26 protein-coding genes are annotated in these 25402 nt (G+C 47.4%); 21 read left to right on the forward strand and 5 right to left on the reverse strand.

Annotated elements, in window-relative coordinates:
* Positions 1-37 precede the first annotated feature (37 nt).
* The 14 genes from pspA (at position 38) to CWI73_RS01380 (ending at position 14578) form a co-directional block, all read left to right on the forward strand.
* Positions 38-715 (forward strand): phage shock protein PspA, encoded by a 678-nt coding sequence (gene pspA, locus CWI73_RS01315; RefSeq protein ID WP_126751206.1) that lies wholly within the window; start codon positions 38-40, stop codon positions 713-715.
* A 14-nt stretch (positions 716-729) separates the two neighbouring features.
* Positions 730-972, forward strand: coding sequence for an envelope stress response membrane protein PspB (gene pspB, locus CWI73_RS01320; protein WP_053953538.1), 243 nt, complete (start codon positions 730-732; stop codon positions 970-972).
* Positions 969-1352 (forward strand): envelope stress response membrane protein PspC, encoded by a 384-nt coding sequence (gene pspC / locus CWI73_RS01325; RefSeq protein WP_126751207.1) that lies wholly within the window; start codon positions 969-971, stop codon positions 1350-1352. The genes pspB and pspC overlap by 4 nt, the downstream gene beginning before the upstream one ends.
* On the forward strand, positions 1349-2722 hold the full coding sequence (locus tag CWI73_RS01330) for a YcjX family GTP-binding protein (RefSeq protein ID WP_126751208.1): 1374 nt from the start codon (positions 1349-1351) through the stop codon (positions 2720-2722). Before pspC ends, CWI73_RS01330 begins: the two co-directional genes overlap by 4 nt.
* Positions 2719-3714, forward strand: a complete 996-nt coding sequence (locus CWI73_RS01335; protein WP_126751209.1) for a TIGR01620 family protein — start codon at positions 2719-2721, stop codon at positions 3712-3714. Before CWI73_RS01330 ends, CWI73_RS01335 begins: the two co-directional genes overlap by 4 nt.
* 108 nt (positions 3715-3822) lie before the next feature.
* Entirely contained in the window at positions 3823-5055 is a 1233-nt protein-coding gene (megL, locus tag CWI73_RS01340; RefSeq protein WP_126751210.1) for a methionine gamma-lyase, read from the forward strand.
* A 60-nt stretch (positions 5056-5115) separates the two neighbouring features.
* Complete coding sequence (gene phhA, locus CWI73_RS01345; RefSeq protein ID WP_053953543.1) at positions 5116-5910, forward strand: phenylalanine 4-monooxygenase; 795 nt, start codon at positions 5116-5118, stop codon at positions 5908-5910.
* A gap of 39 nt (positions 5911-5949) precedes the next feature.
* Positions 5950-6291: a 4a-hydroxytetrahydrobiopterin dehydratase gene (locus tag CWI73_RS01350; RefSeq protein ID WP_053953544.1), complete on the forward strand. Its 342-nt coding sequence runs from the start codon at positions 5950-5952 to the stop codon at positions 6289-6291.
* A 120-nt stretch (positions 6292-6411) separates the two neighbouring features.
* Entirely contained in the window at positions 6412-7983 is a 1572-nt protein-coding gene (gene tyrR / locus CWI73_RS01355) for a transcriptional regulator TyrR (protein WP_126751211.1), read from the forward strand.
* A 224-nt stretch (positions 7984-8207) separates the two neighbouring features.
* Complete coding sequence (hppD, locus tag CWI73_RS01360; protein WP_126751212.1) at positions 8208-9281, forward strand: 4-hydroxyphenylpyruvate dioxygenase; 1074 nt, start codon at positions 8208-8210, stop codon at positions 9279-9281.
* Positions 9274-10404 (forward strand): homogentisate 1,2-dioxygenase, encoded by a 1131-nt coding sequence (locus CWI73_RS01365; protein ID WP_126751213.1) that lies wholly within the window; start codon positions 9274-9276, stop codon positions 10402-10404. The genes hppD and CWI73_RS01365 overlap by 8 nt, the downstream gene beginning before the upstream one ends.
* A gap of 6 nt (positions 10405-10410) precedes the next feature.
* Complete coding sequence (locus CWI73_RS01370; RefSeq protein ID WP_126751214.1) at positions 10411-11436, forward strand: fumarylacetoacetate hydrolase family protein; 1026 nt, start codon at positions 10411-10413, stop codon at positions 11434-11436.
* Positions 11436-12074, forward strand: coding sequence for a maleylacetoacetate isomerase (gene maiA / locus CWI73_RS01375; RefSeq protein ID WP_126751773.1), 639 nt, complete (start codon positions 11436-11438; stop codon positions 12072-12074). Before CWI73_RS01370 ends, maiA begins: the two co-directional genes overlap by 1 nt.
* Before the next feature lie 11 nt (positions 12075-12085).
* A complete protein-coding gene (locus tag CWI73_RS01380) occupies positions 12086-14578 on the forward strand; it encodes a S9 family peptidase (RefSeq protein WP_126751215.1) in 2493 nt (830 codons plus the stop codon).
* Between the two features lie 10 nt (positions 14579-14588).
* On the opposite strand, the gene rrtA is transcribed toward CWI73_RS01380, so the two are convergent.
* Positions 14589-15158 (reverse strand): rhombosortase, encoded by a 570-nt coding sequence (gene rrtA / locus CWI73_RS01385; RefSeq protein ID WP_053953550.1) that lies wholly within the window; start codon positions 15156-15158, stop codon positions 14589-14591.
* Between the two features lie 77 nt (positions 15159-15235).
* Between rrtA and ggt the strand changes: the two genes are divergently transcribed.
* Positions 15236-16975: a gamma-glutamyltransferase gene (ggt, locus tag CWI73_RS01390; protein WP_126751216.1), complete on the forward strand. Its 1740-nt coding sequence runs from the start codon at positions 15236-15238 to the stop codon at positions 16973-16975.
* Position 16976: 1 nt separating this feature from the next.
* A complete protein-coding gene (locus CWI73_RS01395; protein WP_126751217.1) occupies positions 16977-17420 on the forward strand; it encodes a hypothetical protein in 444 nt (147 codons plus the stop codon).
* Position 17421: 1 nt separating this feature from the next.
* On the opposite strand, the gene CWI73_RS01400 is transcribed toward CWI73_RS01395, so the two are convergent.
* Positions 17422-17790 (reverse strand): histidine triad nucleotide-binding protein, encoded by a 369-nt coding sequence (locus CWI73_RS01400; RefSeq protein WP_053953553.1) that lies wholly within the window; start codon positions 17788-17790, stop codon positions 17422-17424.
* Between the two features lie 61 nt (positions 17791-17851).
* Positions 17852-18163 carry a heat shock protein HspQ gene (gene hspQ, locus CWI73_RS01405; RefSeq protein ID WP_126751218.1) on the reverse strand — a complete coding sequence of 104 codons (312 nt, stop codon included), beginning with the start codon at positions 18161-18163 and terminating at the stop codon, positions 17852-17854.
* Positions 18164-18260: 97 nt separating this feature from the next.
* Between hspQ and CWI73_RS01410 the strand changes: the two genes are divergently transcribed.
* Positions 18261-18563 (forward strand): PilZ domain-containing protein, encoded by a 303-nt coding sequence (locus tag CWI73_RS01410; protein ID WP_126751219.1) that lies wholly within the window; start codon positions 18261-18263, stop codon positions 18561-18563.
* A gap of 13 nt (positions 18564-18576) precedes the next feature.
* Here the strand turns inward: CWI73_RS01410 and metG are convergent, their stop codons facing one another.
* Positions 18577-20613, reverse strand: coding sequence for a methionine--tRNA ligase (metG, locus tag CWI73_RS01415; protein ID WP_126751220.1), 2037 nt, complete (start codon positions 20611-20613; stop codon positions 18577-18579).
* A 108-nt stretch (positions 20614-20721) separates the two neighbouring features.
* On the opposite strand from metG, the gene apbC reads away from it, so the two are divergent.
* Complete coding sequence (gene apbC / locus CWI73_RS01420) at positions 20722-21705, forward strand: iron-sulfur cluster carrier protein ApbC (RefSeq protein WP_126751221.1); 984 nt, start codon at positions 20722-20724, stop codon at positions 21703-21705.
* A gap of 46 nt (positions 21706-21751) precedes the next feature.
* Positions 21752-22339, forward strand: coding sequence for a dCTP deaminase (gene dcd / locus CWI73_RS01425; RefSeq protein ID WP_088768298.1), 588 nt, complete (start codon positions 21752-21754; stop codon positions 22337-22339).
* On the opposite strand, the gene CWI73_RS01430 is transcribed toward dcd, so the two are convergent.
* A complete protein-coding gene (locus tag CWI73_RS01430; RefSeq protein WP_126751222.1) occupies positions 22336-23232 on the reverse strand; it encodes a gluconeogenesis factor YvcK family protein in 897 nt (298 codons plus the stop codon). The genes dcd and CWI73_RS01430 overlap by 4 nt on opposite strands.
* A gap of 118 nt (positions 23233-23350) precedes the next feature.
* Here CWI73_RS01430 and CWI73_RS01435 point away from each other — a divergent pair, with 118 nt between their 5' ends.
* Together CWI73_RS01435 and CWI73_RS01440 are read left to right on the forward strand one after the other, a co-directional pair.
* Entirely contained in the window at positions 23351-24784 is a 1434-nt protein-coding gene (locus CWI73_RS01435) for a protein adenylyltransferase SelO (RefSeq protein WP_126751223.1), read from the forward strand.
* A 75-nt stretch (positions 24785-24859) separates the two neighbouring features.
* Complete coding sequence (locus tag CWI73_RS01440; RefSeq protein ID WP_198675135.1) at positions 24860-25381, forward strand: DUF192 domain-containing protein; 522 nt, start codon at positions 24860-24862, stop codon at positions 25379-25381.
* Positions 25382-25402 lie beyond the last annotated feature (21 nt).

A 25402-nucleotide genomic window follows, 5' to 3' on the forward strand; every position in this document is an offset into this window, starting at 1 on the left:
AGCGAATAAATCATTAGCTATGTAAGAGGTATTTATTATGGGTATTTTTTCACGTTTTAGCGATATCGTGAACTCTAATATCAATGCGTTATTAGATAAAGCCGAAGATCCGCAAAAAATGGTGCGTCTGATTATCCAGGAAATGGAAGACACATTGGTGGAAGTACGCTCAACGTCTGCGCGTTTATTAGCGGAGAAAAAAGACATTCAGCGTCAGCAGCAGCGCATGGAAAAAGAAGTTGCCGACTGGGAAGCAAAAGCTGAATTAGCGCTGAGCAAAGAGCGTGAAGACTTAGCTCGACAGGCGCTTATAGAAAAAAGCCGGGCGCAAGACAATGTCGATGCTTTGCAAAGTGAGATGCAGCGTGTTGATGAGTCACTCGACAAACTGAATGACGAAATTGCACAGCTACAGGAAAAGCTGGCGGACGCGAAGTCTCGTCAAAAAGCGATTTTGATGCGCCAGAAAACCGCAAGTAGCCGATTACAGGTGAAAAAGCAGGTGGATAGTTCTAAAGTAGATGATGCAATGCAGCGCTTTGATCGCTACGAAGCAAAAATCGATGACTTAGAAGCGCAAGTTGAATCCTACGATATGGGTAAACGCAGCTTGCGTGACGAGTTTGCCGAGTTAGAAAACGAAGGCAAGGTCGATGAAGAGTTAGAAGCTCTCCGCGCTCGTATGAAGTCAAAGTCATCTAAAGACTCTGAATAAATAGGCAACGCAACATGGATATTGAAGCTATTTTAGGGATGTTGATGGCGCCGCTGATTCTGTTCGTGCTGGTTGTTGCACCCATTTGGATAATTTTACATTACCGCAGCAAACGACAAATGAATCAGGGGCTGAACGAGGAAGAGCGTGAGTCGCTTGCGCTCTTGGCCGATCAGGCAAAACGCATTCGTGAGCGCGTGCAAACGCTGGAGCGTATTCTGGACGCTGACTCACCCGGTTGGAGGGACAGACAATGAGTATCTCAAAACCACGCAGAGAGCTGACCCGTGACTCAGAGAAAGGCAAAATAGCCGGTGTTTGCGCCGGCCTGGGAGACTACCTGAACGTTGAGCCTTGGTTGGTACGAGTCGTATTTTTCACAGGGTTGATTTTTGCATCAGGCTTTTTCTTTGTATTGTATTTGGCAGGGTGGTTGATTCTCGACAAAAAAAAGTCCGACTTGAACTCGCATCGCGTCGACGTTAAAACCAAAGTTTGGCAAGGCGGCGAACCGCCAAGAGACGCCATTCACGACATAAAGCGCGAGTTCGATGAGCTGGAAGCTCAGTTGCAATCTATGGAGAAATACGTAACCTCCAATCATTATAATCTTCAGCGAGAATTTAATCGTCTGTGAGTCGTATTAAGCAGTTTAAAAGCCAAACCCGCGATCTCATCCATCGCGGGTTTGATCGTCATATTAAGCTAGCAGTAACAGGGCTAAGCGGTGCGGGTAAAACCGCATTAATTACCGGCGTTCTGGAGCAGCTACTGTATGCGAATGAATCGCAAAACCTGCCTTATTTTAATGTGCGTCAACACCAGCGGCTTATAGGTTGCCGACTGCACACCAGCCCTAACTGGGACACACCGCGTTTCGACTATGAAAAAGCCATTGAGCGCTTAACGGGTACGCCGGGACAGTGGCCAGAGTCTACCCGCGATGTCAGTGAAATTCGGTTGGAGCTGAAATACCATCCGGAGCGGGGCCTGGCGGGTAAAGTTCTTGATGAGCGTCGACTTACCGTAGATATTATTGATTACCCAGGCGAGTGGCTACTCGACTTACCGTTGTTGTCGCTGACTTACCAGCAATGGTCTAAAAAACAGCGCACCTTATTTTCCAAGGAACCACGTAAAGAGCTGGCAAAAGCATGGCTTCATCAATTAAACGATCTGACAGCTGTTGCTACTGATGATAACGCTGAGAAACAGATAAAAGTTGTCGCTAAGGCATATCGCCAGTATTTAGCAGATTGTAAAGAGCAGGGCTTAAAGTTGCTGCAGCCCGGGCGCTTAGTGCTGCCCGGCGAGTTAGCAGGAACGCCTTCTCTCGACTTCTTTCCGTGGCCTTTAGAGCAGCCCGTGCCGGATGCCTGGCAAGGCCTGCTTGAAAGTAAGTTTGAGTATTATAAAGAGCAAGTAGTTAAACCTTTTTATCAGAATTATTTTCGCCATTTTAACCGCCAGCTTATTCTCGTGGATGTGCTGAGTGCCTTAGAAGGTGGTGAGTCGTATTTTGATGAACTTAAGCTGGCGCTGAACGAAATTATGCAGAGCTTTAATTATGGCCAAAACAGTTTGCTAAGGCGCCTGTTTTCGCCACAAATTGATAAAGTCGCATTCGTCGTCACTAAGGCTGATAGCGTTGTACCGTCTGACCATGCCAAGCTCACCGGGCTTATTAATGCACTGACCCTCGAGGGTCGTCAGCAACTGCAGTTTGAGCGTATTCCTTTTGACTTATTCAGCGTGGCAGGTGTTGCAACCAGCCAATGGAAGCAACTGAAAAACGGTACTAATGTGCTGAAGGGAATTGATCAGTCCGGCGAGTTAGTCCGGGTTGGCGCTCCCCATGTGCCTGGTCGTTTGCCAACGCGAGAAGACTGGCAGCAAGGCTATGTTTATCCGCATTTCCAGCCAAACTTTACGCTTGCAGATTCCCCGTTGCCGCATATTCGCTTAGACAAGCTGCTGAATTCAGTCATTGGAGACAAGTTACGATGAGCAAGCATCGCAAACTCACCTATTACTCTGTCGAGGAAGAGGCACAGCCTCAGGTCTCCCCAGAGCCTTTCGATGAGCAAGATACGATAGAAAACAGTACCGACTGGCAGGCACGTTATGACGGAAAACCTCGCCGTTGGGGGCGTTGGCTGCTGTTAGGCCTGGTGTTAGCGTTAGTCGCCGGCATTGCGGAGATTGTATTAGCCGTTATCGAATCCTGGCAGCAAAGTTGGGTATTAGGTGGGCTATGGAGCCTTGGTTTCGCATTAATAGTGGGGATTTTCTCAGCATTTATCGTCAAAGAGTTTTGGCAACTACGGCAACTAAAACGCCGCTGGCATGCGCAAAGCCATGGAATAGAAAGTGTTGAGCAGCAGTTAAAATTGCTTGACCACCCAGACTTAGAGGAGTGTTGGGCGCAAATTTACCAGCCATACTGGTCCGACAGTGAGAAACGCGAGCGTTTTGAGTGCGATATTCTCAGTCGGGTCGACCAACAAGCCAGTCGCTTGGTCAGTCGCTGGTCAGCAGAAGCTGCCGCTATGATAGCCGTTAGCCCTTTTGCGGTCTTAGATATGCTGATTATTTTATGGCGCAACCAACGAATGATTCATCGTATTGCTGCACTTTACGGCGTGAAGCTGGGCTATTTGGCGAGGCTGCGTTTGTGGCGACAAGTGTTGGCGAATATCGCTTATTCGGGTCTGAGTGAAGCGGCTGTTGATCTAGGCACGCAGTGGGTAAGTGCAGAGCTAATTACTAAACTGTCTGCCCGCGCCGGGCAAGGGTTAGGCGCCGGCTTATTGACGGCACGTTTAGGGTATCAGGTCATATCGCTTTGTCGACCAATGCCATTTCAACACACCAAAAAACCAGGGTATGGTCGTTTGCAAAAAGACTTGCTCAGTCAGCTAAAAGGTGTTTTACCATCCTTATATAAAGCCCGTTTTACAAAGGCTGCGAAGAGCTCAGACACTAAAGTGGAAAACTAGCGTTACACTTTAAAAAAGGTTTGAGATAGCGCAAAGATTGCCAATATTGGGTTGCTCGTTGCACTTTGTTGCTCGTTAACATTTTACTGACAAATGAGTGAAATTTGTATGTCTGCTAAGAGCAACCACAACAATTCTAATAATAAGTGGCAACCTGCAACTCAGGTGATTCACGCTGGCGCTAACCATGATGATCCGTATGGTGCGCTAAGCAGTCCGTTGTATCAAACATCGACGTTTGCCTTTGCATCGTCTGAACAGGGTTCACGTCGGTTTGCCGGCGAGGAAGAGGGTTATATTTATAGTCGTTTGGGTAACCCAACCACGAACGAACTTGAGCAACGCATGGCTCAGTTAGAAGGCTATGAGGCCGCTGCCGCTGCAGCAACCGGTATGGGGGCGATTGCGGCAACGACTATGGCGTTCGTTAAAGCGGGCGACCACATTGTCGTTTCTGACGCTATTTACGGTTGTAGTTTTGCGTTATTCAGCGAACTGTTTGAACGCTTCGGTGTTCATGCTGACTTTATCGACTTAACGGATACCGATCTCTTAGCGTCTACCATTAAAGACAACACGCGTCTGGTGTTTTTAGAAACACCCGCGAATCCGCATTTAAAAACGGTCGACATTGACGCCGTACACGCTGTTATTAAGAACAAAGACATTCGACTGATTGTCGACAACACCTTTATGACCCCGCTATTACAACAGCCCAAGCAACATGGTGCGGACATAGTCGTGCATAGTGCCACTAAGTTCTTAAACGGCCATGGTGACGTGGTTGCCGGTGTTGTGTGTGGTAGTGCAGAAGACATAGCCACTATTAAAAGCACGACATTAAAAGATATGGGAGCGACCATTAGCCCGCACGATGCCTGGCTTATTTTGCGTGGCTTAAAAACCCTGGATGTGCGTATGCAGCGTCACTGCGAAAATGCCAATAAGGTTTATGAGTTTTTAACTCAGCGCAGTGACGTTAAAACCATCTATTTCCCTGGTGCGCCGGACCATAGCGCTCAGAAGTTAATGGGACGCCAGATGAAGGCCAATGGCGCCGTTATTGCGTTTGAGCTTGACGGCGATGAAGCTATGGCGCGGTACTTTCTGGATCAACTACGCATGATTAAGCTGGCCGTCAGTTTAGGAGACGCTGAAACGCTAATTCAACACCCAGCTTCGATGACGCATTCGCCGTATACACCTGAAGCACGGGCCAAAGCAGGCATTTCAGATACGCTCATTCGCATTGCTGTCGGCCTAGAGGCCGCAGAAGACATTATCGCTGACATCGAGCAAGCGCTGGATGCGTGTAAAGCGCGGTTGCAGCAGTCAGCGTAATTCTGAACTAATAATAACAATAACTATCAAAATTTAATGAGGAAGCAACAAGGTTGGATTATGGGTAAAGAAAGTCAATACGTATCGAAGCAACCGGACGAGAACGGTATTATTCACTGGACTGACGAAGAAAACGCGATATGGAAAGATCTCGTTGAGCGTCAGTTAGAATGCATTCCGGGTAAGGCTTGTGACGAGTATATGAAGGGACTTGAATTACTCAACTTACCGAAAGATCGTCTGCCGCAGTTGCATGAGTTGAACGAGGTGTTAGAGCGTGAGACTGGCTGGCAAGTCGCCGCTGTGCCGGCTCTTATTCCGTTTGACGAGTTCTTCCGCTTACTGGCGAATAAACAGTTCCCGGTCGCCACCTTTATTCGAACTCGCGAAGAGTTTGATTACTTGCAGGAGCCGGATATCTTCCACGAGATATTTGGACACTGTCCGTTATTAACCAACCCGGCGTTCGCTCACTTTACCCACCAGTACGGTAAACTGGGGTATGCGGCAACACCTAAAGAACGTGTCTATTTAGCTCGTTTGTACTGGTTTACGGTTGAGTTTGGGCTGCTGCAAACTAAAGAGGGCACACGTATTTACGGTGGTGGTATATTATCGTCGCCGGCGGAAACCGAGTATGCGGTTAACAGCGACAAGCCAGAGCGCAAACCATTAAAAGCCCTTGATGCACTGAGAACGCCGTATCGCATTGATATTATTCAGCCCATTTACTACACCATAGAAAGTGTTGATGAGCTGTTTGAAATTTCTGACATGGATATCATGTCACTTGTACATGAAGCGATGGAGCTCGGCTTGTTTGAACCGAAGTTTCCACCGAAAGATGCAGCTTAGCTTTTGCCAACGATAAAGAACAACGAGGAGTAAAGTTACATGGCACAATTAGATCAGGAACGTTGTGAAGCTTGTCACGCTGACGCACCCAAAGTGAGTGACGACGAGCTAAAAGAGTTAATGCGTGAAATTCCGGATTGGACGCCAGTCACCAAAGACAACGTTATGATGTTACAACGTGAATACAAGTTTAAAAACTTTAAGCAGGCACTGGCATTTACTAACCGTGTTGGAGATATTGCTGAAGAAGAAAAGCACCACCCAGAGCTAATTACCGAGTGGGGCAAAGTGACAGTAACGTGGTGGACGCACGCTATTAATGGCTTGCATAAGAACGACTTTATTATGGCTGCGAAGACCGACAAGGTTCTGGACGCCTAGATACTCGCTTCCACTAAAATGCGAATAAAACCCTGGTGAAAATGGCCGGGGTTTTTTGTTTTTAAATGCCCACCTTTAGTGTATCATTTGCTTTACATTTAGACGGTGAAGCAAGGTGTTATGCGGCTAGAAATTACCTGTGATGACAGGCTTGGTATTTGTCAGGATGTCCTGCAAATTCTTCGCGATCACGAAATTGACCTACGTGGCATTGAAGTTGACCCTAAAGGGAAAATTTTCCTGAATTTCCCCGAGTTAGACTTTGATGATTTTCGTCATTTAATGCCGCAAATTCGTCGTATTCCTAATGTTAAAGACGTAAAAACCATTCCTTACATGCCGTTCGAGCGTGAGCATTACGAGTTTAACCTGCTGCTTTCTACGTTACCGGATCCAGTGTTATCCATAGACACCAAAGGCATTATCGACATTATTAACGATGCGGGTTTAAAACTACTCTCGGACAGCCATAATGTGCTTAAAGGGGAACCGCTGTCTCAGTTTGTGCAGGGGATTTCGCTACAACGCTGGCTGGATAAACAGCCAAAAATGCCTATTTATGAAGCTGTGACCATAGGTAGTGATCAATACTACGCTCAGCTATTGCCTATTTGGGTCAATGACGAAGAGGGCTCAGAAGTCTTTGCGGGTGCCGTAATGACCTGTAAGTCAGAGCCTGTTACCGAGAACTGGCAGCAAGCCAGTAATAAAGCTGCGTTTGATCGCTTACTAACGGAAACGCCGATAATGAAACGTGTTATCAGCGATGCGCAACGTATGGCCGAACTTGATGCGCCTCTGCTATTAGAAGGCGAAACGGGAGTTGGTAAAGAACTACTTGCGAAAGCTTGCCATTTGGCCAGCCCACGACATGAAAAGCCGTTTCTCGCCATAAACTGCGCAGCGTTGCCTGACAACGTCGCTGAGAGCGAACTTTTTGGTCATGGTGAGGGCAGCTTAAGTGCGCAAAGCGCGAAAAAAACTGGCGTGCTTGAACAGGCCGCCGGTGGAACTGTTTTACTCGACTCTGTGGGTGAAATGTCGATAGGCCTGCAAGCTAAGTTACTACGCTTCCTGGAAGACGGTGTATTTCGCCGCATTGGCGAAGAGCAGGAAGTGAGTGTCGATGTTCGGGTGATTTGTACAGCGCAAGGAAACTTATTCGAATTGGTTGAAAATGGTGAGTTCCGTGAAGATCTCTATTATCGCTTAAACGTATTGGCTTTGACCGTTCCGCCGCTGCGCGAGCGCAAAGCGGATATTATTTTATTGGCCGAGCACTTTGTTGCTCAGGCGTGTAAAAAGTTAGGGCGCAGTCAAATTCAATTAAGCCGGACGGCGAAAGACAGGCTCAAAAATTATCATTGGCCGGGCAACGTACGTCAGTTAGAGAATACGATGTTCCGTTCCGTCTCTATGTTGGAAGGGCAGACACTGGAGCCGGCAGACATTCGGTTACCGGAACTGGAGCGAAACGACGAGCGTCTGGCGGTTGATATTGAAGATATTACGCTGGAAGAGGCGTTGAGGCAGTTCGAAAGTCATATTATGAAACGGCTGTATCCAAATTACCCGAGTACGCGCCAGTTAGCCAAGAGGTTAGGGCTGTCGCATACGGCCGTTGCGAACAAACTAAGAGACTATGGTATTGGAAAACAACGCAAAGGGCGGGCTCGTAAACCCAAAGACTAAGATTAATCGTAAACTTAACCTGCCAAAAAAAGCACCTTGTAAATTTTAATTTACAAAAATAGCAGGGTAAACCTTGATATAGAGCAAAGGTTTATCCTGTAACAACTACTTTACAATAATGCACATTCCCGCGCTCGGCACTATTTCCGGTTTGAATTCGCATTGTTAACACCTTTACGGCTACAGTCTTAGTGTTAATAAACGAATAACAAGAGGAAGTAATAATGTCAGAGCAAGTCATGAACCCCCTAAATACCGATGGTTTTGAATTCGTTGAGTACACGGCTCCGGATCAAAAAGGCATCGACGCATTAAAAGATCTGTTCGATAAGTTGGGCTTTACTGAAGTGGCTAAGCACAAGTCAAAGCAAGCTTGGTTGTTCAAACAAAACGACATCAACTTTATTGTAAATGCTGAACCAGGTGGTCAGGCAGAAGAGTTTGCTAAAGACCACGGTCCCAGTGTTTGTGGTATGGCTTGGCGTGTTAAAGATGCTAGCCACGCATTAAAGCATTCACTAGAGAATGGTGCGAAAGCGTTTCCGGACGACAAAGGTGTTATTGAAAACACTCCTGCGGTTTTCGGTATTGGTGAAAGTGCACTGTATTTCATTGATAATTACCAGAACCACGAAATCTATAAGCAACATTTTGACTTCTATGATAACTGGGAAGGTAAAATGAAAGACCATGCGGCAGGTTTGTATGAAATTGACCACCTGACGCATAACGTATTCCGCGGCAACATGGATACCTGGGCAGGCTTTTATGAGCGCATTGGCAACTTCCGCGAAATCCGTTACTTCGACATTGAAGGTAAGCTGACAGGTCTGCTAAGCCGTGCAATGACTGCGCCTTGCGGCAAAATCCGTATTCCAATTAACGAGTCGCACGACGACAAATCACAAATTGAAGAATACCTGCGCGAATACAAAGGCGAGGGCATTCAGCACATTGCACTGACGTCGGACAACATCTACAAAACCGTCGAAGACTTACGCTCAATCGGCATGGAATTCATGGACACGCCGGACACCTATTACGAGAAAATAAACGAGCGTGTTGAAGGCCATGACGAAGACGTTGACGCGCTACGCAAGCAACGCATTCTGATTGACGGTGCGCCAATGAAAGACGGTATTTTGCTGCAAATCTTCACGCAAACCGTTATTGGTCCGGTATTCTTCGAGATCATTCAGCGTAAAGGTAACGAAGGCTTTGGTGAAGGTAATTTTAAAGCGCTATTTGAGAGCATTGAAGAAGACCAAATTCGCCGAGGAGTATTAGACGATGCGTAAATGGATCAGCTTCCCGAAGCAGGAAGGGACGTCGTCACGACAAGCCCATGCTGACTTTCCGGAGCAGGCCATTTATGAGCGCGAAGCGGGTCGCAGCGGCTTTTTTGGCCCTGCGACACATTTCCATCATCAACATGCGCCGACCGGTTGGTCGGAATGGGAAGGTCCGCTGAAACCGCGTGCCTTCGACTTTAATCAGCTTACCGAGCAAGCGCCGGAAAATCCGTGGTTGACGCCGGATTTGCTGTCAAACAGCAGTTGTAAGTTCCGTATTTGGCACTGTACTGAGAATATGCCGTATTTGGTGCGCAATGCCGACGGCGACGACCTGTTGTTTGTGCATGAAGGCAGCGGTCATTTGTATTGTGACTATGGCCATATTCATCTGGTTAAGGGGGACTATTTCTTAGTGCCACGTTCGACCAATTGGCGTCTTGAACCTGATGAAAAAATGGAACTGCTGATGATTGAAACCACCAATGGTTCGTATCAGCTGCCAGAGAAGGGCATTGTCGGTAACCATGCGGTATTCGACCCAGCGGTTCTGGATACGCCTGCCATTGATGACGAGTTTAAAGCACAGTACAGCGAAGACAGCTGGAAAGTGTACGTTAAGCGTCATCAGCAAGTCAGCGTTATTACTTATCCTTATAACCCGTTGGATGCTATTGGCTGGCACGGTGATTTAGCACCTGTGCGTTTGAACTGGCGTGACATACGGCCACTTATGAGTCACCGATACCACTTACCGCCGTCAGCACACACAACGTTTGTTGCTGAGCGTTTTGTGGTGTGTACTTTTGTGCCAAGACCTATTGAGTCTGACCCTGGCGCACTTAAAGTGCCGTTTTATCATAATAACGATGATTATGACGAAGTGTTGTTCTACCACGAAGGCGACTTCTTTAGTCGCGATAATATCGACCGTGGTATGGTAACCTTCCATCCCGCAGGGTTTACCCATGGCCCACACCCGAAAGCTTTCAATGCGGGTCTGGAACACAAAAAGAAATTCACTGACGAAGTAGCAGTCATGCTGGATACCCGCGATTCGCTGGAAATGAGCGACGCGGCGATGAAGGTCGAAAATCCAGATTATGTCTACAGCTGGCAGGAGAAATAACAACTTATGAAATTAGCCACTTATAGAAATGGAACGCGTGACGGCCAGTTAATGGTAGTTAGCAAGGACTTAACTCGAGCAGTTGCAGTACCTGCTATTGCTTCCTGTATGCAAGAAGCTATTGATAACTGGGACGATGTTGAATCAAAGCTTAATGACGTTTACACGCAACTGAATAAAGGTAGCGTTGATGGTGAAGTGACGTTTGAGCAAGTCATGTGTGAGTCGCCACTGCCTCGCGCGTATCAGTGGGCTGACGGTAGTGCTTATGTGAACCATGTTGAATTGGTGCGTAAAGCTCGTGGTGCCGAAATGCCCCCAAGTTTCTGGGAAGATCCATTGATGTATCAAGGCGGTTCGGATGACTTCTTAGGTCCACACGATGAAATTCAGATGGGCAGCACCGAGTGGGGCATTGATTTTGAAGGCGAAATTGCTGTAGTCACTGACGACGTACCTATGGGTGTCGATGCGAAGTCGGCTGCAAGCCACATTAAACTGCTTATGTTGGTTAACGATGTGTCGTTGCGTGGCCTTATTCCGGGCGAGCTCGGCAAAGGCTTTGGCTTTTTCCAGAGTAAACCATCGTCTGCGTTCTCGCCTGTGGCGGTAACACCGGACGAGCTAGGCAGTGCCTGGAAAGACAGTAAAGTTCACTTACCGCTGTTGTCAGAATATAACGGCAAGCCGTTTGGTAAGCCGAATGCGGGTGAAGACATGACCTTTGACTTTGGTCAGTTAGTTGCGCATGCCGCTAAAACTCGTAACCTGGGTGCGGGCGCTATCATTGGTTCGGGTACAGTGTCGAATAAACAAGGTACAGACCACGGTACGTCAATAGAAGAAGGCGGTGTTGGTTATAGCTGTATCGCCGAAGTTCGAATGATAGAAACTATCCGTGATGGCAAGCCAACGACTGAGTTTATGAAGTTTGGCGACACTATTCATATGGAAATGAAAGATGCCAATGGCGAATCTATCTTCGGTGCAATTGATCAGAAAGTGGTTGAATATAAAGGACCTTCAGAATGATGAAGCTCTATGGATACTGGCGCTCTAGCGCCAGTTTTCGTGTCAGACTGGCGCTTTATTTAAAAGAATTAGAATTTGAATACCATCCAGTGCATCTGGTCAAGGATGGTGGTGAACAACACACTCCTGAGTACCGAAAGTTAAACCCGGCCGGTCTGGTACCGACCTTTGTCGACGACGAAGTCACGCTGAATCAATCGTTAGCGATTATTGAGTACTTGGATGAACGCTATGAGCAACATCCGCTATTGCCAAGTGCTACCGTTGATAAGGCGCGGGCAAGAGCTTTGGCTTATGATCTCGCGTGCGAATTACAGCCGATCACAAACTTGCGGGTACTGAAATACCTTACTGGCGAACTTAATTGCAGTGACGAACAACGCAATGACTGGATTCATCATTGGGTTCATCAGAGTTTCACCGCATTTGAGCAGCGCCTGACCGAAACCGCAGGTGATTATTGCTATGGAGATTCGGTAACATTAGCGGATATCTGCTTGTTACCGCAGGTCTACAATGCCGAGCGTTTTAAGGTACCGTTAGATAATTATCCAACGCTTGTGGCAGTGCATGACCGTTTACAGCAATTAACTGCGGTTCAACAGGCACGCCCAGAGAATCAGCCAGACGCACAATAAGGAATAGCTAAATGGTTAAATCACGTCTAGTGATGGCAATAGGGGCGGCATTAATGGCCGCCTCTTGCGCATCTACAACCCCTGCAAATGAAAATACAAATAAAACCAATGTAACGGCGCCACAGGTACAAACGTTAAGTGCTGACCCGCTAGCTTCCGCACAAGGCACTGCAGAACTTACCATGGAACAGATTATGGCTGACCCTGACTGGATGGGTCGCTTTCCGGAAAATGCTTTTTGGAGCATGGACGGTGAGCATATTCTGTTTTATCAGAAGCGCGAAGGAAGTGACATTCGTGACCTGATGATTATCAAAAATGCTGAAGGCGAAGCCTCCAAAGTGGCACTGTCGGACTATCACCTTTACGTGGCGGATGAAAAAGAGCAGTCAGTTGCTGGTAATTGGCTGGCCTACACTTTTGAGGGCAATGTGTTTGCCCGCTTTGGCGATGGCAGCGTTAAGCAATTGACCCGTGACGAAGCCCGCCAGCATAACTTACAAGCCATGACCGACGGTTCTTTAAGCTATCAGCAGGGCAATGACTTTTATGTGGTTGATGTTAACTCTGGTCTGACGCGTCAGGTTGCCTCCATTAAGTTTGAAGATGCGCCAAAAGCTAATGAAGAGCCAAAAGATTACTTAGCGAAAGAAGAACAACAGCTTATTCAGTACGTGCAAAAAGAGCGCAAAGCAGCGGAAGAGCGTTTTGAACGTCAACAGCAGCTGCAGTCTCAAAACGCAAGCTTAGCACCTAAGCCTTTCTATCTGGATAAGTCGAAGCAGTTAGTTCAGGCACGCTTATCACCTCGCGGCGATAAAATTGTTGCGGCGATTAGCGAACCCAACAAATGGCGTGAAGACGGCGATATCATGCCAAACTATATTAACGAAGACGGTCGTATATCCAGCGAGCAGGTACGTCGCCGTGTTGCTGATGCGCAGCCGGATGAAGATCAGTTAGTGATTCTGGATTTGGAAAACCACACTGACACAGCACTGACTTACAATACGTTACCGGGCTGGAATGAAGACGTTTTAGCTGACGTTAAGCGTGAGAACTACGAAGCGCGTGGCGAAGACTATGAATCGGAAGAAAAACCACGTTCGATTCATTTGATGGCCGACTGGGGCTGGGAAAATGGCGCTATTCAGTGGAATGACAACGGCACTGAGTTGGCGGTTATGCTGGAAGCCTGGGACAACAAAGATCGCTGGATTGCGACCGTAGATTTCGCTGGCAAAAAATTAGTGCCTCAGGATCGTCTGCACGATGATGCCTGGATTAACTATACCCATAACGAGTTTGGTTGGTTAAACGACAACAGCCTGTGGTTCATGTCTGAAGCCGATGGCTATTCGCATTTGTATGTGAAGCCGCTGGACGGAGACACTCAGCAGCTTACTGAAGGCAATTATGTTGTCGAAACCGCTGAGTTAAGCAACGACGCTGAGTACCTGTATTTTCAGGCGAACATTGAACATCCTGGCATTTACGAAGTGTATCGAGTAAAAACCGACGGTAGCGGTGAGCCAGAAGCCATGACGGATTTAGACGGTATGACCGCGTTTGAGCTGAGCCCGCAAGCAGACGAACTCATTCTGACGCATTCAACGCCGCTTATGCCACCAGAGCTTTATCATAAAGAGGCTAACGCCAGTGATGCGCCTGAACGCGTGACGCATACGGTGTCAGAGAAGTTCCTGAGCATAGACTGGACGGCGCCGGATGTTGTCGGGGTAGAGTCGAGTCATGTGGACGAACCTATTTATACGCGTATTTACACGCCGGAAGGTTTTGATGCTGAGCGAGCAGAAGAATATCCGGCAGTGGTGTTTATCCACGGTGCGGGTTATTTGCAAAATGCTCACATGGGCTGGTCTGGTTACTTCCGCGAGTTTATGTTCCATAGCCTGCTGAACAAGCACGGCTACGTGGTTGCGGATCTTGATTACCGTGGCTCCAAAGGTTACGGACGCGACTGGCGTACGGCTATTTATCGCCAAATGGGCACGCCGGAAGTAGAAGATTTAGTCGATGTAGCGAGCTATCTGGAAACCAACCTGAATGTCGATGGTGACCGCCTTGGCACTTACGGTGGTTCCTATGGTGGCTTCCTAACCTTTATGGCGCTGTTTAAAGAGCCTGGACTGTTTGAGGCTGGCTCTGCATTGCGTCCGGTCACTGACTGGGCACACTACAATGTCGGTTATACATCGAACATTCTGAACCTGCCACAGGATGACACTATAGCCTATCGCCGCAGTTCGCCAATTTACTTCGCCGAAGGCTTAGAAGATGCGTTGCTTATCAATTCACCGATGATTGATGACAACGTATTCTTCCAGGACAGCGTACGTTTGGTACAGCGTTTAATCGAGCTGAAGAAAGAAGACTGGGAAACGGCTATTTACCCGGTCGAACCCCACGGTTTCCGTCAGCCAGAAAGCTGGCTGAACGAATACCGTCGTATTTTCAAACTGTTTGAGGAAAACCTAAAGTAAGCAACTAGGCTTAGTCTTTATGGGGAACGGCGTCGCTCAAACGGCGCCGTTCTAGTTTATAAAGCAATAAGGCGGTTAATAAACCGGCTGCATGTATGTAGCTTACGTGCTGACCAACGAAATGGTCAGGCTGCCACCCCAATAACTCAACTACGACTTTGCCAATAAGCGCAATAAGAATAAGCCACATCCACTTTTTACCGGCTTTAATGTCCTTTATTAAACAATAGCCCAGGAGCCCGTGCAGAACGCCGGACAAACCGACAAAAATAATGGTAATAGGCAGTAACCACAAAATAAGAGACGTCGCTGCTGAACTTAATAGTAATGCGTTGACGAGCCAGCGCGTATTCCAGTATTCCCGCCAAATAACCACAATGAGCGTCAGGCCTGCAAGATTAAACAATGCATGAGTCCAGTTTAAATGAATAAAGTGGGTGGTAATTAGCGGCCAGCCTTGTGACATAACAGTTTCACTGTGAAAACTTAGCTGCTGATGCCACTGTGGCAACAGCTGTAAAACACAGGAAATGCCTAAAACAAGAACAAGACCAACCCAGTACCGATTTAAATAGTGCATCTAGCGTCCTTTTCATTGCGTGCGCAAACTCAGCTTCGTATGATAGGGCAATTAAAAGTGAATATGAATGAGGTTATATGAAATATCGCGTTACCACACTGGTTGCGGCGGTGCTTGCCGTTAGCGCTTGTCAGCCACAGCAGCAAGAAGTACGAGAGCCTGAAGCGGCGACCGGTTTTCAACAAAAGCAGTCAGTAAAAGCCGATGAATTTATGGTTGCAGCGGCAAACCCTCATGCGGTTGATGCGGGTTATAACGTCTTAAAAACAGGTGGTTCAGCAGTAGATGCGGCCATAGCCGTTCAGGCAATGCTGGGGCTTGTCGAGCCGCAATCGTCTGGTATTGGTGGCGGCGCCTTTATTTTGTATTGGGACAATGAGGCTAAAAAGCTGTACTCCATTGATGCTCGCGAAACGGCGCCAATGGCAGCGACAGAAGAACTGTTCTTAGATGAAAACGGTAAGCCGCCTAAGTGGATAGATGCAGTCGTTGGTGGGCGCTCTGTCGGTACCCCGGGTATTTTGAGAGGGCTTGAGTTAGCCCATTCTAAGTGGGGCGAAAAAGAGTGGGGGAGCTTGTTTGACGACACGATTAAGCTGGCGGAACAAGGCTTTGAGGTATCTCCCCGGCTTGCCAAACTTGTCGAACTTGAAATTAACCCGGGCGTTAAGAAAATGCCGGCCGCCAGTGATTACTTCTTTCCAAACGGCGAGCCGCTAAAAGCAGGTCAGCTTTTGAAAAATGAAGAATATGCCAATAGCCTCAGTTTGATTGCCTCACAAGGTGTTGATGTCTTTTACGAAGGCGAAATTGCTAAAGACATAGTCGAGGCCGTACAAAATAGCCCAATTGAGCCGGGTGTTTTAGCCTTAGAAGACCTGGCAAATTACGAAGCCAAACTGCGTGAACCCGTATGTAGTGAGTACCGAGTGTATCAGGTATGCGGTATGGGGCCGCCAAGCTCAGGCGGTATTACTACACAGCAAACTTTAGGTATTCTCGAGAACTTTGATATCGGTCATTTACAGCCGAACAGTGAGAAATTTGTTCATCTGTTTACGCAAGCGTCTAAGTTAGCTTTTGCGGACAGAAACCAATGGATAGCCGACAGTGATTTTGTCGATGTACCAGTAGAGGCTATGTTAAACAAGAGTTACTTAGCCAAACGAGCTGAACTGATTAGCGATAAAGATTTAGGTAAAGCGAAACCAGGTAGTGAGCTATTGCCGAAATACCAGCAAGATATCGCTTATGAACTGCCTAATACTAGCCACGTTTCTATTGTGGATAATGAAGGCAATGTGATCTCGATGACAACCAGTATTGAAATGGGCTTCGGTTCAACCGTTATGGCAAGAGGCTTTTTACTGAATAACCAGCTAACTGACTTTTCATTAGCGCCAGATGACGGAGAGCACAAATACGCCAATAGAGTTGAGCCGGGTAAACGACCACGCAGCTCTATGGCACCAGCAATTGTGCTTGATGAGAGCGGAAAACGGGTTCTTCATGCTATTGGCTCTCCCGGCGGAAGCCGCATTATTAACTATGTGACCCAAAGTCTGGTGGCTCTTCTAGACTGGAATATGGATATTCAGGACGCTATAAACCTGGGGAATGTCACTAACCGAAATGACTATACCTCGCTTGAAAAAGGACGAGACATAAGTCAATTAAAAGAAGCGCTTGAACAACGCGGGCACAATGTCAAAGTGCTTGATTTAAATAGTGGTTTACATGGTATAACCCTAACTGACAGTGGCAAATTAATTGGAGCAGCTGACCCGCGCAGGGAAGGTGTCGCAAAGGGAGAATAAAATGAAAAAGCTGTTAGCCGGTTTAGTAATGGTCGGTGCTCTCGTTGGAGTAAGCGCCTGTAGCGATGAAGAGCCCGTTGACTTGAATACAGCAACGCCAACGGAGGTCATTCAGGGGTTTTATCAGGCCATTTATGAAGAGAAAGATCTCGAAAAAGCCAAACGTTTTGCATCACCTCGAATGGTTGACCTTATCAGCCATTATGCGGCGGTAAGCTCGGTTCAACGCTATGTGCTTGGCCGCTATTACGACAAAGTAGAGCTGGAAGTGGTTAGCGATTCGCTGGGTGACTATTTAAATCACTCGGATGAACTTCGGGCAACTGTATTGTTTGAAGGAGAGTATAAAGGCGAGTACAACAAGGACAGCCGCGATGTTGTACTCATCCAAAATGGGGACAGTTGGTTAGTCGACAGAATTCTCGACCCCAGATACCGTCCTTAAATTACCCTTGTTTTAGGGTGTCTGTGTACGGAGGCCAGCCAAGAGGCTTACCTGCTAGCAAATGCAGGTGAATATGATAAACGGTTTGGCCGCCGTGCTCATTGCAGTTCATGACTAAACGATACCCGTCTTTTGCAAAGCCATACTGGACGGCGAGCTTTGATGCAACGACGTATAAGTGACCCACTAAATGGGCATTTTCTTCGTCAACGTCATTAACGGTTGCGATGGGCTCTTTCGGAATAATCAGCAAATGCACAGGCGCTTGCGGGTTAATATCTTTAAACGCGAGTGCTTTTTCGTCTTCGTAAACAATATCCGCCGGAATTTCACGGTTGATAATTTTAGAAAATATGGTTTCTTCTGCCATGCCCAATTCCTTGTGTCTTAGTGTCACTCAATGGTAACCACAGCAGCTCTACGGGGCAACTTTAGTTAAGGTTTTCAGCAAGCTTATATTGACCCTGAGACTTGCCACAGAAAACCAAATCAACCATTGGGTGTTGAATCTCTTGCTCAGATAAGTCCATTTCCAGGCTACTCTCGCTAACGTATGTTTGAATAGACGAGTTGTTTACCAGAATATGATACCAGGGCTGATTTTTTGATGGTTTCGTCGTCGCCATTTTGTCATACCAGCTGTCAGACAGGGTAAACTGTGGGTCGGCATCAATAATCACTCCGCGGTATCCATATATCGAATGAGTGACAAGTTGTCCTATTGAAAATTTGGCTTCAACCATGATGACGGTTCCTTGTTATCTAACAATGTTTTTTTATCGGCCAAAGCGTGCTAAAACTGAAGTGACATTTACACTTTAATAACAGTTGGGAAAACGCATGCTTGAGTCGAATGACAACCGAAACTTTATGCGAATGTCGATAAACGCAGATGCCAAGGTGACTTTTGATAAATCTGGTGAGTTAGAGTCTTTTAATGCGGTTTGTCTGGATTTAAGTGCAGAAGGACTGTCGTTGAAAGTACCGGTGGAGCTTGAGAAAGGGCAGCAGTTAACAGCGGAAATTGTTTCAGCAGGTGGCGTGCCATCGTTAAAAGCAACCGCTGAAGTCGTTCACAGTCAAAGGCTGGAAGACAACAGCGGCGATTACATACTGGGGTGTCGAATTATCTCAATGGACTAATCTCGACCTTTGGTTACATGACTCGCATGCCTGGTTTTGCACCATCGTGAGGGTTTAGAATATAGATTTCATCCTTCCCGGGACCCGCGGCTAACACCATACCTTCTGACATGCCGAAACGCATTTTCCGTGGTGCCAGATTGGCAACCATCACCGTATGCTGACCAATGAGTTCTTCAGGCTTATAGGCCGATTTAATGCCTGCAAAAACCTGACGTTGCTCGCCACCAAGATCCAGCGTTAACTTAAGTAGCTTGTCCGCACCTTCAACGTGTTCAGCGTTTGCAATAAGCGCCACACGCAGGTCAACTTTGGCAAATTCATCAAACGAAATTTCATCGGCGATAGGCTCTTTCTTCAATTCATCGTTTGCCACTGCCGGCTGCTCTGTCGCTTGTGGTTGCTGCTGTTTAGAATCTTCAATCATGGCGTCAATGTCTTTCATGTCAATGCGCTGCATTAGCGCTTTAAATTTGTTAATTGGGTGGTCAGTCAATGCGGTTTTGTGACTTTCCCAAGTGAAAGTGTCGTTCAGGAAGTGCTGAACGTCTGCAGACAGCTTCGGAAGCACAGGGGTCAGATAGACCATAAGTACACGGAACAGATTAATACCTAATGAGCAAATTTCATGAACTTCCTGCTCGGCACCTTCTTTTTTAATAAGCTGCCAGGGTTCTTTGTCCGCAATGTATTGGTTGGCGCGATCCGCCAGTGCCATTATGTCACGCATGGCTCGAGAAAATTCGCGCTTCTCGTACAGCTCAGCAATGTCTGCTCCCGCTGACTGGAAGTCTTCCAGTAGTGCTGAGTCAGCCACATTTGAGGATAATTTTCCGTCAAACTTTTTCTGAATAAAGCCGGCGCAACGACTGGCGATATTAATGACTTTACCGACTAAGTCAGAGTTTACGCGTTGCGCGAAGTCCGTCAGATTCAGGTCTAAATCATCGATACGGCTCGTTAGTTTGGCAGCAAAATAATAGCGCAAATACTCAGGGTCTAAGTGATCCAGGTAGGTTCTTGCTTTTATAAAGGTACCTTTAGACTTAGACATTTTGGTGCCGTTAACGGTAATAAAACCGTGCGCCCATACATTAGTCGGTTGGCGGAAGTCCGCGCCTTTAAGCATGGCTGGCCAGAATAAGCTATGGAAATAGATAATGTCTTTGCCAATAAAGTGATACAGCTCTGCCTCGCTGTTGGCTTGCCAGTAAGTGTCCCAGTCAGCCTTGCTGGTAGTATCGCAGTAGTTTTTAAAGCTACTCATGTAGCCAATTGGCGCATCCAGCCAAACGTAGAAATATTTGTTTTCGGTCCCCGGAATTTTAAAGCCAAAATAGGGTGCGTCGCGGGAAATATCCCAACGCTGCAAGCCCTGCTCAAACCATTCATTAAGCTTATTGGCCATTTCATTTTGCAACGAACCAGAGCGTGTCCAGCTTTTCAGCATGTCGCCAAAAGCGGGTAAATCGAAGAAGTAGTGTTCTGACTTACGAAGTTCTGGTTCTGCGCCAGAGACAACAGACTTCGGATTCTTTAAGTCTGTGGGGGCGTAAGTTGCGCCACAAACGTCGCAGTTGTCGCCGTATTGGTCTTCCGCGCCGCAGTCAGGGCATTCCCCTTTAACAAAGCGGTCGGGCAGAAACATTTCTTTTTGCGGGTCATACAGCTGCTCGATAACCTCGGTTTTTATATGTCCGGCTTTGTCGAGACGGTTATAAATGGTTTCGGCCAGCTCTTTGTTTTCGTCACTGTGCGTGCTGTAGTAGTGGTCAAAGCCCACTAAAAAGTCGCTGAAGTCCGCTTCGTGTGAACGCTGCATATCGCCTATCATTTGTTCCGGTGTAATACCCAGCTGTTGAGCTTTCAGCATAATAGGGGTGCCGTGTGCGTCATCGGCGCACATGAAATGACATTCATGGCCTCTTAGTTTCTGGAAACGAACCCAGATATCGGCCTGAATGTAGCCTAACATGTGACCTATATGAATAGGTCCGTTAGCGTATGGTAATGCATTGGTCACTAGAATTTTTCGTGCGGATTGGCTCATGCGAAATTATGCTTCCGTATTCGTTAATTAATTTAAGTCAAACCCAAAGTTACTGTGACTCATGTTACCATAGGCTATGCTCGATACACAGCTACAACAGGACGTCCAATGGCAAATTTTTTCGACAAAATATTCCCGAACGGCATACCGCATGAGTGGGTAACAGGCTCTGGTAATACGCGAGTACTGAATGTGCCTTTCGCTGCTGGTGAGCCGCTGTTAAAGTCGTTAAAAGAGCAAGACGAGCTGGCCGGGTTTGACTGGGAAATAAACAGCCAAATTGAAAAGCTTAAAAACTCGCAGCCCGATTTGCCGCTAACCACCGGTAATGTCATTGTGGTGTCGTCGGGTAAAGGCGGTGTTGGTAAGTCGTCTGTTAGCGTGAATTTGGCGTTAGCACTCAGTCAGCTGGGTGCCAAAGTGGGTCTGTTGGATGCGGACATTTACGGACCTTCAATTCCGACAATGTTGGGTAAGGGCGATAAGGAGCCGGAGCTAACCGCAAATAACAAGATGGTCCCCATGGAGCGCCATGGTATTTACGTGCATTCACTGGGTTATTTGGTGGATGAAAAAGACGCCACAATTTGGCGCGGACCAATGGCCAGTGGCGCATTACAGCAGCTATACAAAGACACCGCATGGCCTAATTTAGATTACCTAATTGTTGATATGCCTCCGGGTACCGGCGATATACAATTAACCATGGCGCAGAAATTACCGGTAACAGGCGCTATTGTGGTAACAACGCCTCAGTCGGTGGCATTGCGAGACGCCGAAAAAGGCATTGCTATGTTCAATAAACTGAACATTCCGATGATAGGCGTGCTGGAAAACATGAGTTATTATCAGTGTCCTAGCTGCGGTTATGAAGACCCCGTATTTGGGCAGGGCGGCGGACTCGCTATCGCCAAGGAAAATAAGCTGCCGGTGCTGGGACAATGGCCGTTATCGACAGAGCTACGCGACAGTCTTGATGGTAACGAACCCTTGCTGCTAAAACAGCCAGAGCACCAGTTGAGTCAATTAATTCTGGAATCGGCACAATATGTTTCTGCCAACCTCTATTATCAGCAGAAAAATTCGCTATAGTACGCGCTATAGAAAGGATAAAGACAACAGTCACAGGTGAATAAGAATGCGCTTAACCGATACCGAAATCGAACAACATTTAGCGGAAGGAAAAATAGGGGTAACACCGGCGCCTAAGGTGACGGATATTTCAGGTGTTACTCTGGATATTCACCTCGGTAATGAGTTTCGGGTTTTGCAAGACCACGCAGCACCGTTTATTGATATAAGCGGTTCGCGCGAAGCGATAGAAGCGGCTATCCACGAGGTCATGAGTGATGAAATTAAACTCAAAGATGGTCAGGCGTTTTTCATTCATCCGGGGGAATTTGCGTTAGCTGTAACTCATGAGTCTATTCAGCTACCCGCGGACATGGTCGGTTGGCTTGACGGTCGCTCGTCGTTAGCACGTTTAGGGTTAATGGTGCACGTTACCGCTCACCGAATTGATCCGGGTTGGTCCGGGCAAATTGTGCTGGAATTTTATAACAGCGGAAAGCTTCCTTTAGCGTTGCGCCCAGGCATGAAAATAGGGGCTATCAGTTTTGAGCCGCTGGGACAGGAATGTGCGCGACCTTATAACAAGCGGGATGATGCGAAGTATAAAGATCAACACGGCGCCGTTGCATCACGTATTTCGGCGGACGGCGGTTAAGCGCTTTCGACCAACAGTTGATGCGCAGCTTGCTCTAAGGTTGTTAGCAGGCTGCTGGTATTGTGACGATAATGAACGTCAGTGTCGCTGGTGAGCCCACCAATAACAGGCACTGGCAGCCCTTTCTCTTTCTTGTTACTCAAAATAAGGTCGACAACTTGTTGGCCCAGTTCGTACTTCATAAACTCCAGCTTTTCTGCCAGTGACAACTCACCAGCGGGGCCATGCTCGTCGACTAAATTATCAATAAATACAACCTTGGCTCGGGTGTTTTTCAGCGCCTCACAAATACCAGGAACTAAGAGGGGTGGCATGACAGACGTCATAAAGCTACCCGGACCAATAAGAATCAGCTGGCTGTTTTTAATATGGCGAACGGCCTCGGGAGTTGCTTCGACCTGACCAGAAAGCTCGAGTTTGTGTGGCATGTTGGGCAGTTTATCGATATGAATTTCACCGTGGCACTGAATGCCGTCACTGGTTGTTGCGATAAGATCGGTCGGGCATTCCGACATGGGAAGAATACGGTTGTCGACGTTAAGTAAGCGGCTGAGAAGCTGAATGCCATCAAGTGGACGGGCGCTGAGTTGGTCCAGCGTATAAAGCAACAAATTTCCGAAGTTGTGGCCTTTTAATGCTGAATCTGAGTCAAAGCGATAATTCAAAACTTCAGCCGCTAGCGGCTGCTCTACCAGCTGGGACAGGCAGTTTCGGATATCACCCCAGGCTATGCAGTGCTGGGAAGCTCTTAAAAGACCAGTTGCACCGCCGTTATCGGTTGTTGCCACAATTCCAACCAGCTTATGTTTCATAAACGACAACGTCGAAAGTACACGACCCAGACCGTGTCCGCCGCCAATCGCGGTGATACATCTTAGTGATTGCAGTTGCATGTGGCTCCTTTTTCTGCCAAGGCCGTGCTGTTTGTGTCTTTTAGCGCACCTTAGCCGATTTTTTGTTAGTTATGCAAGCCTCGTCGACTGTGTAACAATAGATGTCGCAGGAGGACGTATGCCACTAATTTTCGATAATCAGTTTGCTAATAAGTTCCCGGAACTTTGTCATGCACAAAAAATACGACCTGATGGTCAGGCAAAATTGCGATGGGTCAATGAAGCTTTGTGGAAGTCACTCAGTCATGACTCTCCTCCGAAAGAACTGGCGGATTGGATTGCCGGAAACCAAGACTGGCCGGGCACTGAGCCGGTAGCACAGAAGTACGCAGGGCATCAGTTCGGACAATTTAATCCATACTTAGGTGATGGTCGCGGTTTGTTGGTGGGTCAGGTAATAACGGCTAACAAGCGTTATGATCTGCACGTAAAAGGCGCGGGACCAACACCTTACAGTCGAGGTGGTGATGGTCGTGCGGTGCTGCGCTCATCCATTCGTGAGCTGTTAGCCAGTGAGGCGTTTCAGGCACTGGGTATTCCAACGACACGTGCGTTGGCCTTGGTATCGACGGAAGGGCAAATTCAACGGGAAACGGTTGAGCCCGGAGCAATGCTGGTTCGAGTGGCACGTACACACATTCGCTTTGGTCATTTTGAGCATTGCTTGTACCGAAACTTAGAAGACAGTGCTAAGCGACTCTGGCAGCACAGCATTGAAGAACTCTGGCCTAGTGCGGCGGACAAAACTGTATCTGAACAATTCCGCTATGTGGTTAACGCGACCGCAGAGATGATAGCAAAGTGGCAGGCGTACGGTTTTGTGCATGGAGTTATGAATACAGACAACATGAGCCTGGCCGGAGAAACCTTCGACTATGGCCCCTATGCCTTTTTTGACGACTATAAGCCTAACCATATTTTTAATCATACTGATCACGCTGGGCGGTACGGTTTTATGCAACAGCCCGGTGTGGGTTTATGGAACTTAAAACGACTTGCTCATGCGTTGGGTTTATTTGCCGGTGACGCGCCTGTTGATGATGTATTGGATGACTATGAACCGGTGTTAAGGCAAGCATTTTTAACGGTTATGAAGCAACGGCTTGGGTTAACTCATGTCGATAATGATGACACTTGTTGGTCGCTAATCAGTGGCTGGCTGATGCTTCTGGAAACTTATCAGCTCGATTACAACCTAAGTTACAGGGCGTTGGGTGTGCTGTTCGATAACGATTCGCAAGCGCTGCATAGCTCGTTAGAAAAGACAGCGACAGAAATAAAAAGTAAGGGACAGAGCTGGTTGAGTGATTACAGCAAGGCAGTTGCCAATAACCCTGACACGGAAACAATGAAGCAAGTGAATCCGCTGGTGATTTTACGCAATCATCATGCGCAATATGTGATTGAGCAGGCTGAACAGGGCGACGATAAACCGCTGACAGATTATGTCAGCGCACTGATGACACCTTTTAAGGAAGTTCATAACAATACTCGCTGGGTAGCACCGCCAGAGCCGGGCCAAGCCCCAGCTGAGCTGTCATGTTCCAGTTAATGAACATTGCGGTTAGCGCCGGGATAGGACAAAATCAGTCATAGTCACGATTGACGATACAAAAGGAAGCCGATAATGGGACTAATAAAGGGGTGTTTGCTGGTATCTGCCGCTATGCTGTCAATGAGTGCAGCAGCCCAGCAATGGTCTGTACCGGCACCGCAAGAGTTCGAAAAAACAACGATATGTATGGAAGGCGTTGATTCGCCTCTGTCGGTTGAACTGGCTGATACTCAGCCTCAACAAGCCCGTGGGCTTATGCAGCGAGAGTCACTGGGTGAGTATGAAGGCATGTGGTTTCGCTATAATCATGAGCGCCCCGGGTACAGTGGTTTTTGGATGTATCAGACCTTAATTCCGCTGGATATCGCTTACCTTAATAAACATGGGGAAATTGTTAAGACATTCACGATGCGCCCTTGCCGAAGTACCGATCCGAGCCAGTGTAAAAGCTACTCACCGGGTAAACCTTACTGGAGCGTTTTGGAAGTGAACGCGGGGTTCTTTTCAGACCATGACATTCGACTGGGCGATAAAGTGTCTTTAGCGAGCGAGAATGGTTCGTGCATAACGAACAATAAGAACGAACAAAAATAATGATATAACAAAAAGGAGATG

The sequence above is a fragment of the Idiomarina piscisalsi genome (genome assembly GCF_003987095.1).
Taxonomy (GTDB): domain Bacteria; phylum Pseudomonadota; class Gammaproteobacteria; order Enterobacterales; family Alteromonadaceae; genus Idiomarina; species Idiomarina piscisalsi.

Coding starts and splice junctions, on each gene's coding strand:
- pspA (WP_126751206.1), top strand. CDS start 38: ATGGGTATTTTTTCACGTTTTAGCGATATCGTGAACTCTAATATCAAT.
- pspB (WP_053953538.1), top strand. CDS start 730: ATGGATATTGAAGCTATTTTAGGGATGTTGATGGCGCCGCTGATTCTG.
- pspC (WP_126751207.1), top strand. CDS start 969: ATGAGTATCTCAAAACCACGCAGAGAGCTGACCCGTGACTCAGAGAAA.
- CWI73_RS01335 (WP_126751209.1), top strand. CDS start 2,719: ATGAGCAAGCATCGCAAACTCACCTATTACTCTGTCGAGGAAGAGGCA.
- megL (WP_126751210.1), top strand. CDS start 3,823: ATGTCTGCTAAGAGCAACCACAACAATTCTAATAATAAGTGGCAACCT.
- phhA (WP_053953543.1), top strand. CDS start 5,116: ATGGGTAAAGAAAGTCAATACGTATCGAAGCAACCGGACGAGAACGGT.
- CWI73_RS01350 (WP_053953544.1), top strand. CDS start 5,950: ATGGCACAATTAGATCAGGAACGTTGTGAAGCTTGTCACGCTGACGCA.
- tyrR (WP_126751211.1), top strand. CDS start 6,412: ATGCGGCTAGAAATTACCTGTGATGACAGGCTTGGTATTTGTCAGGAT.
- hppD (WP_126751212.1), top strand. CDS start 8,208: ATGTCAGAGCAAGTCATGAACCCCCTAAATACCGATGGTTTTGAATTC.
- CWI73_RS01365 (WP_126751213.1), top strand. CDS start 9,274: ATGCGTAAATGGATCAGCTTCCCGAAGCAGGAAGGGACGTCGTCACGA.
- CWI73_RS01370 (WP_126751214.1), top strand. CDS start 10,411: ATGAAATTAGCCACTTATAGAAATGGAACGCGTGACGGCCAGTTAATG.
- maiA (WP_126751773.1), top strand. CDS start 11,436: ATGAAGCTCTATGGATACTGGCGCTCTAGCGCCAGTTTTCGTGTCAGA.
- CWI73_RS01380 (WP_126751215.1), top strand. CDS start 12,086: ATGGTTAAATCACGTCTAGTGATGGCAATAGGGGCGGCATTAATGGCC.
- rrtA (WP_053953550.1), bottom strand. CDS start 15,158: ATGCACTATTTAAATCGGTACTGGGTTGGTCTTGTTCTTGTTTTAGGC.
- ggt (WP_126751216.1), top strand. CDS start 15,236: ATGAAATATCGCGTTACCACACTGGTTGCGGCGGTGCTTGCCGTTAGC.
- CWI73_RS01395 (WP_126751217.1), top strand. CDS start 16,977: ATGAAAAAGCTGTTAGCCGGTTTAGTAATGGTCGGTGCTCTCGTTGGA.
- CWI73_RS01400 (WP_053953553.1), bottom strand. CDS start 17,790: ATGGCAGAAGAAACCATATTTTCTAAAATTATCAACCGTGAAATTCCG.
- hspQ (WP_126751218.1), bottom strand. CDS start 18,163: ATGGTTGAAGCCAAATTTTCAATAGGACAACTTGTCACTCATTCGATA.
- CWI73_RS01410 (WP_126751219.1), top strand. CDS start 18,261: ATGCTTGAGTCGAATGACAACCGAAACTTTATGCGAATGTCGATAAAC.
- metG (WP_126751220.1), bottom strand. CDS start 20,613: ATGAGCCAATCCGCACGAAAAATTCTAGTGACCAATGCATTACCATAC.
- apbC (WP_126751221.1), top strand. CDS start 20,722: ATGGCAAATTTTTTCGACAAAATATTCCCGAACGGCATACCGCATGAG.
- dcd (WP_088768298.1), top strand. CDS start 21,752: ATGCGCTTAACCGATACCGAAATCGAACAACATTTAGCGGAAGGAAAA.
- CWI73_RS01430 (WP_126751222.1), bottom strand. CDS start 23,232: ATGCAACTGCAATCACTAAGATGTATCACCGCGATTGGCGGCGGACAC.
- CWI73_RS01435 (WP_126751223.1), top strand. CDS start 23,351: ATGCCACTAATTTTCGATAATCAGTTTGCTAATAAGTTCCCGGAACTT.
- CWI73_RS01440 (WP_198675135.1), top strand. CDS start 24,860: ATGGGACTAATAAAGGGGTGTTTGCTGGTATCTGCCGCTATGCTGTCA.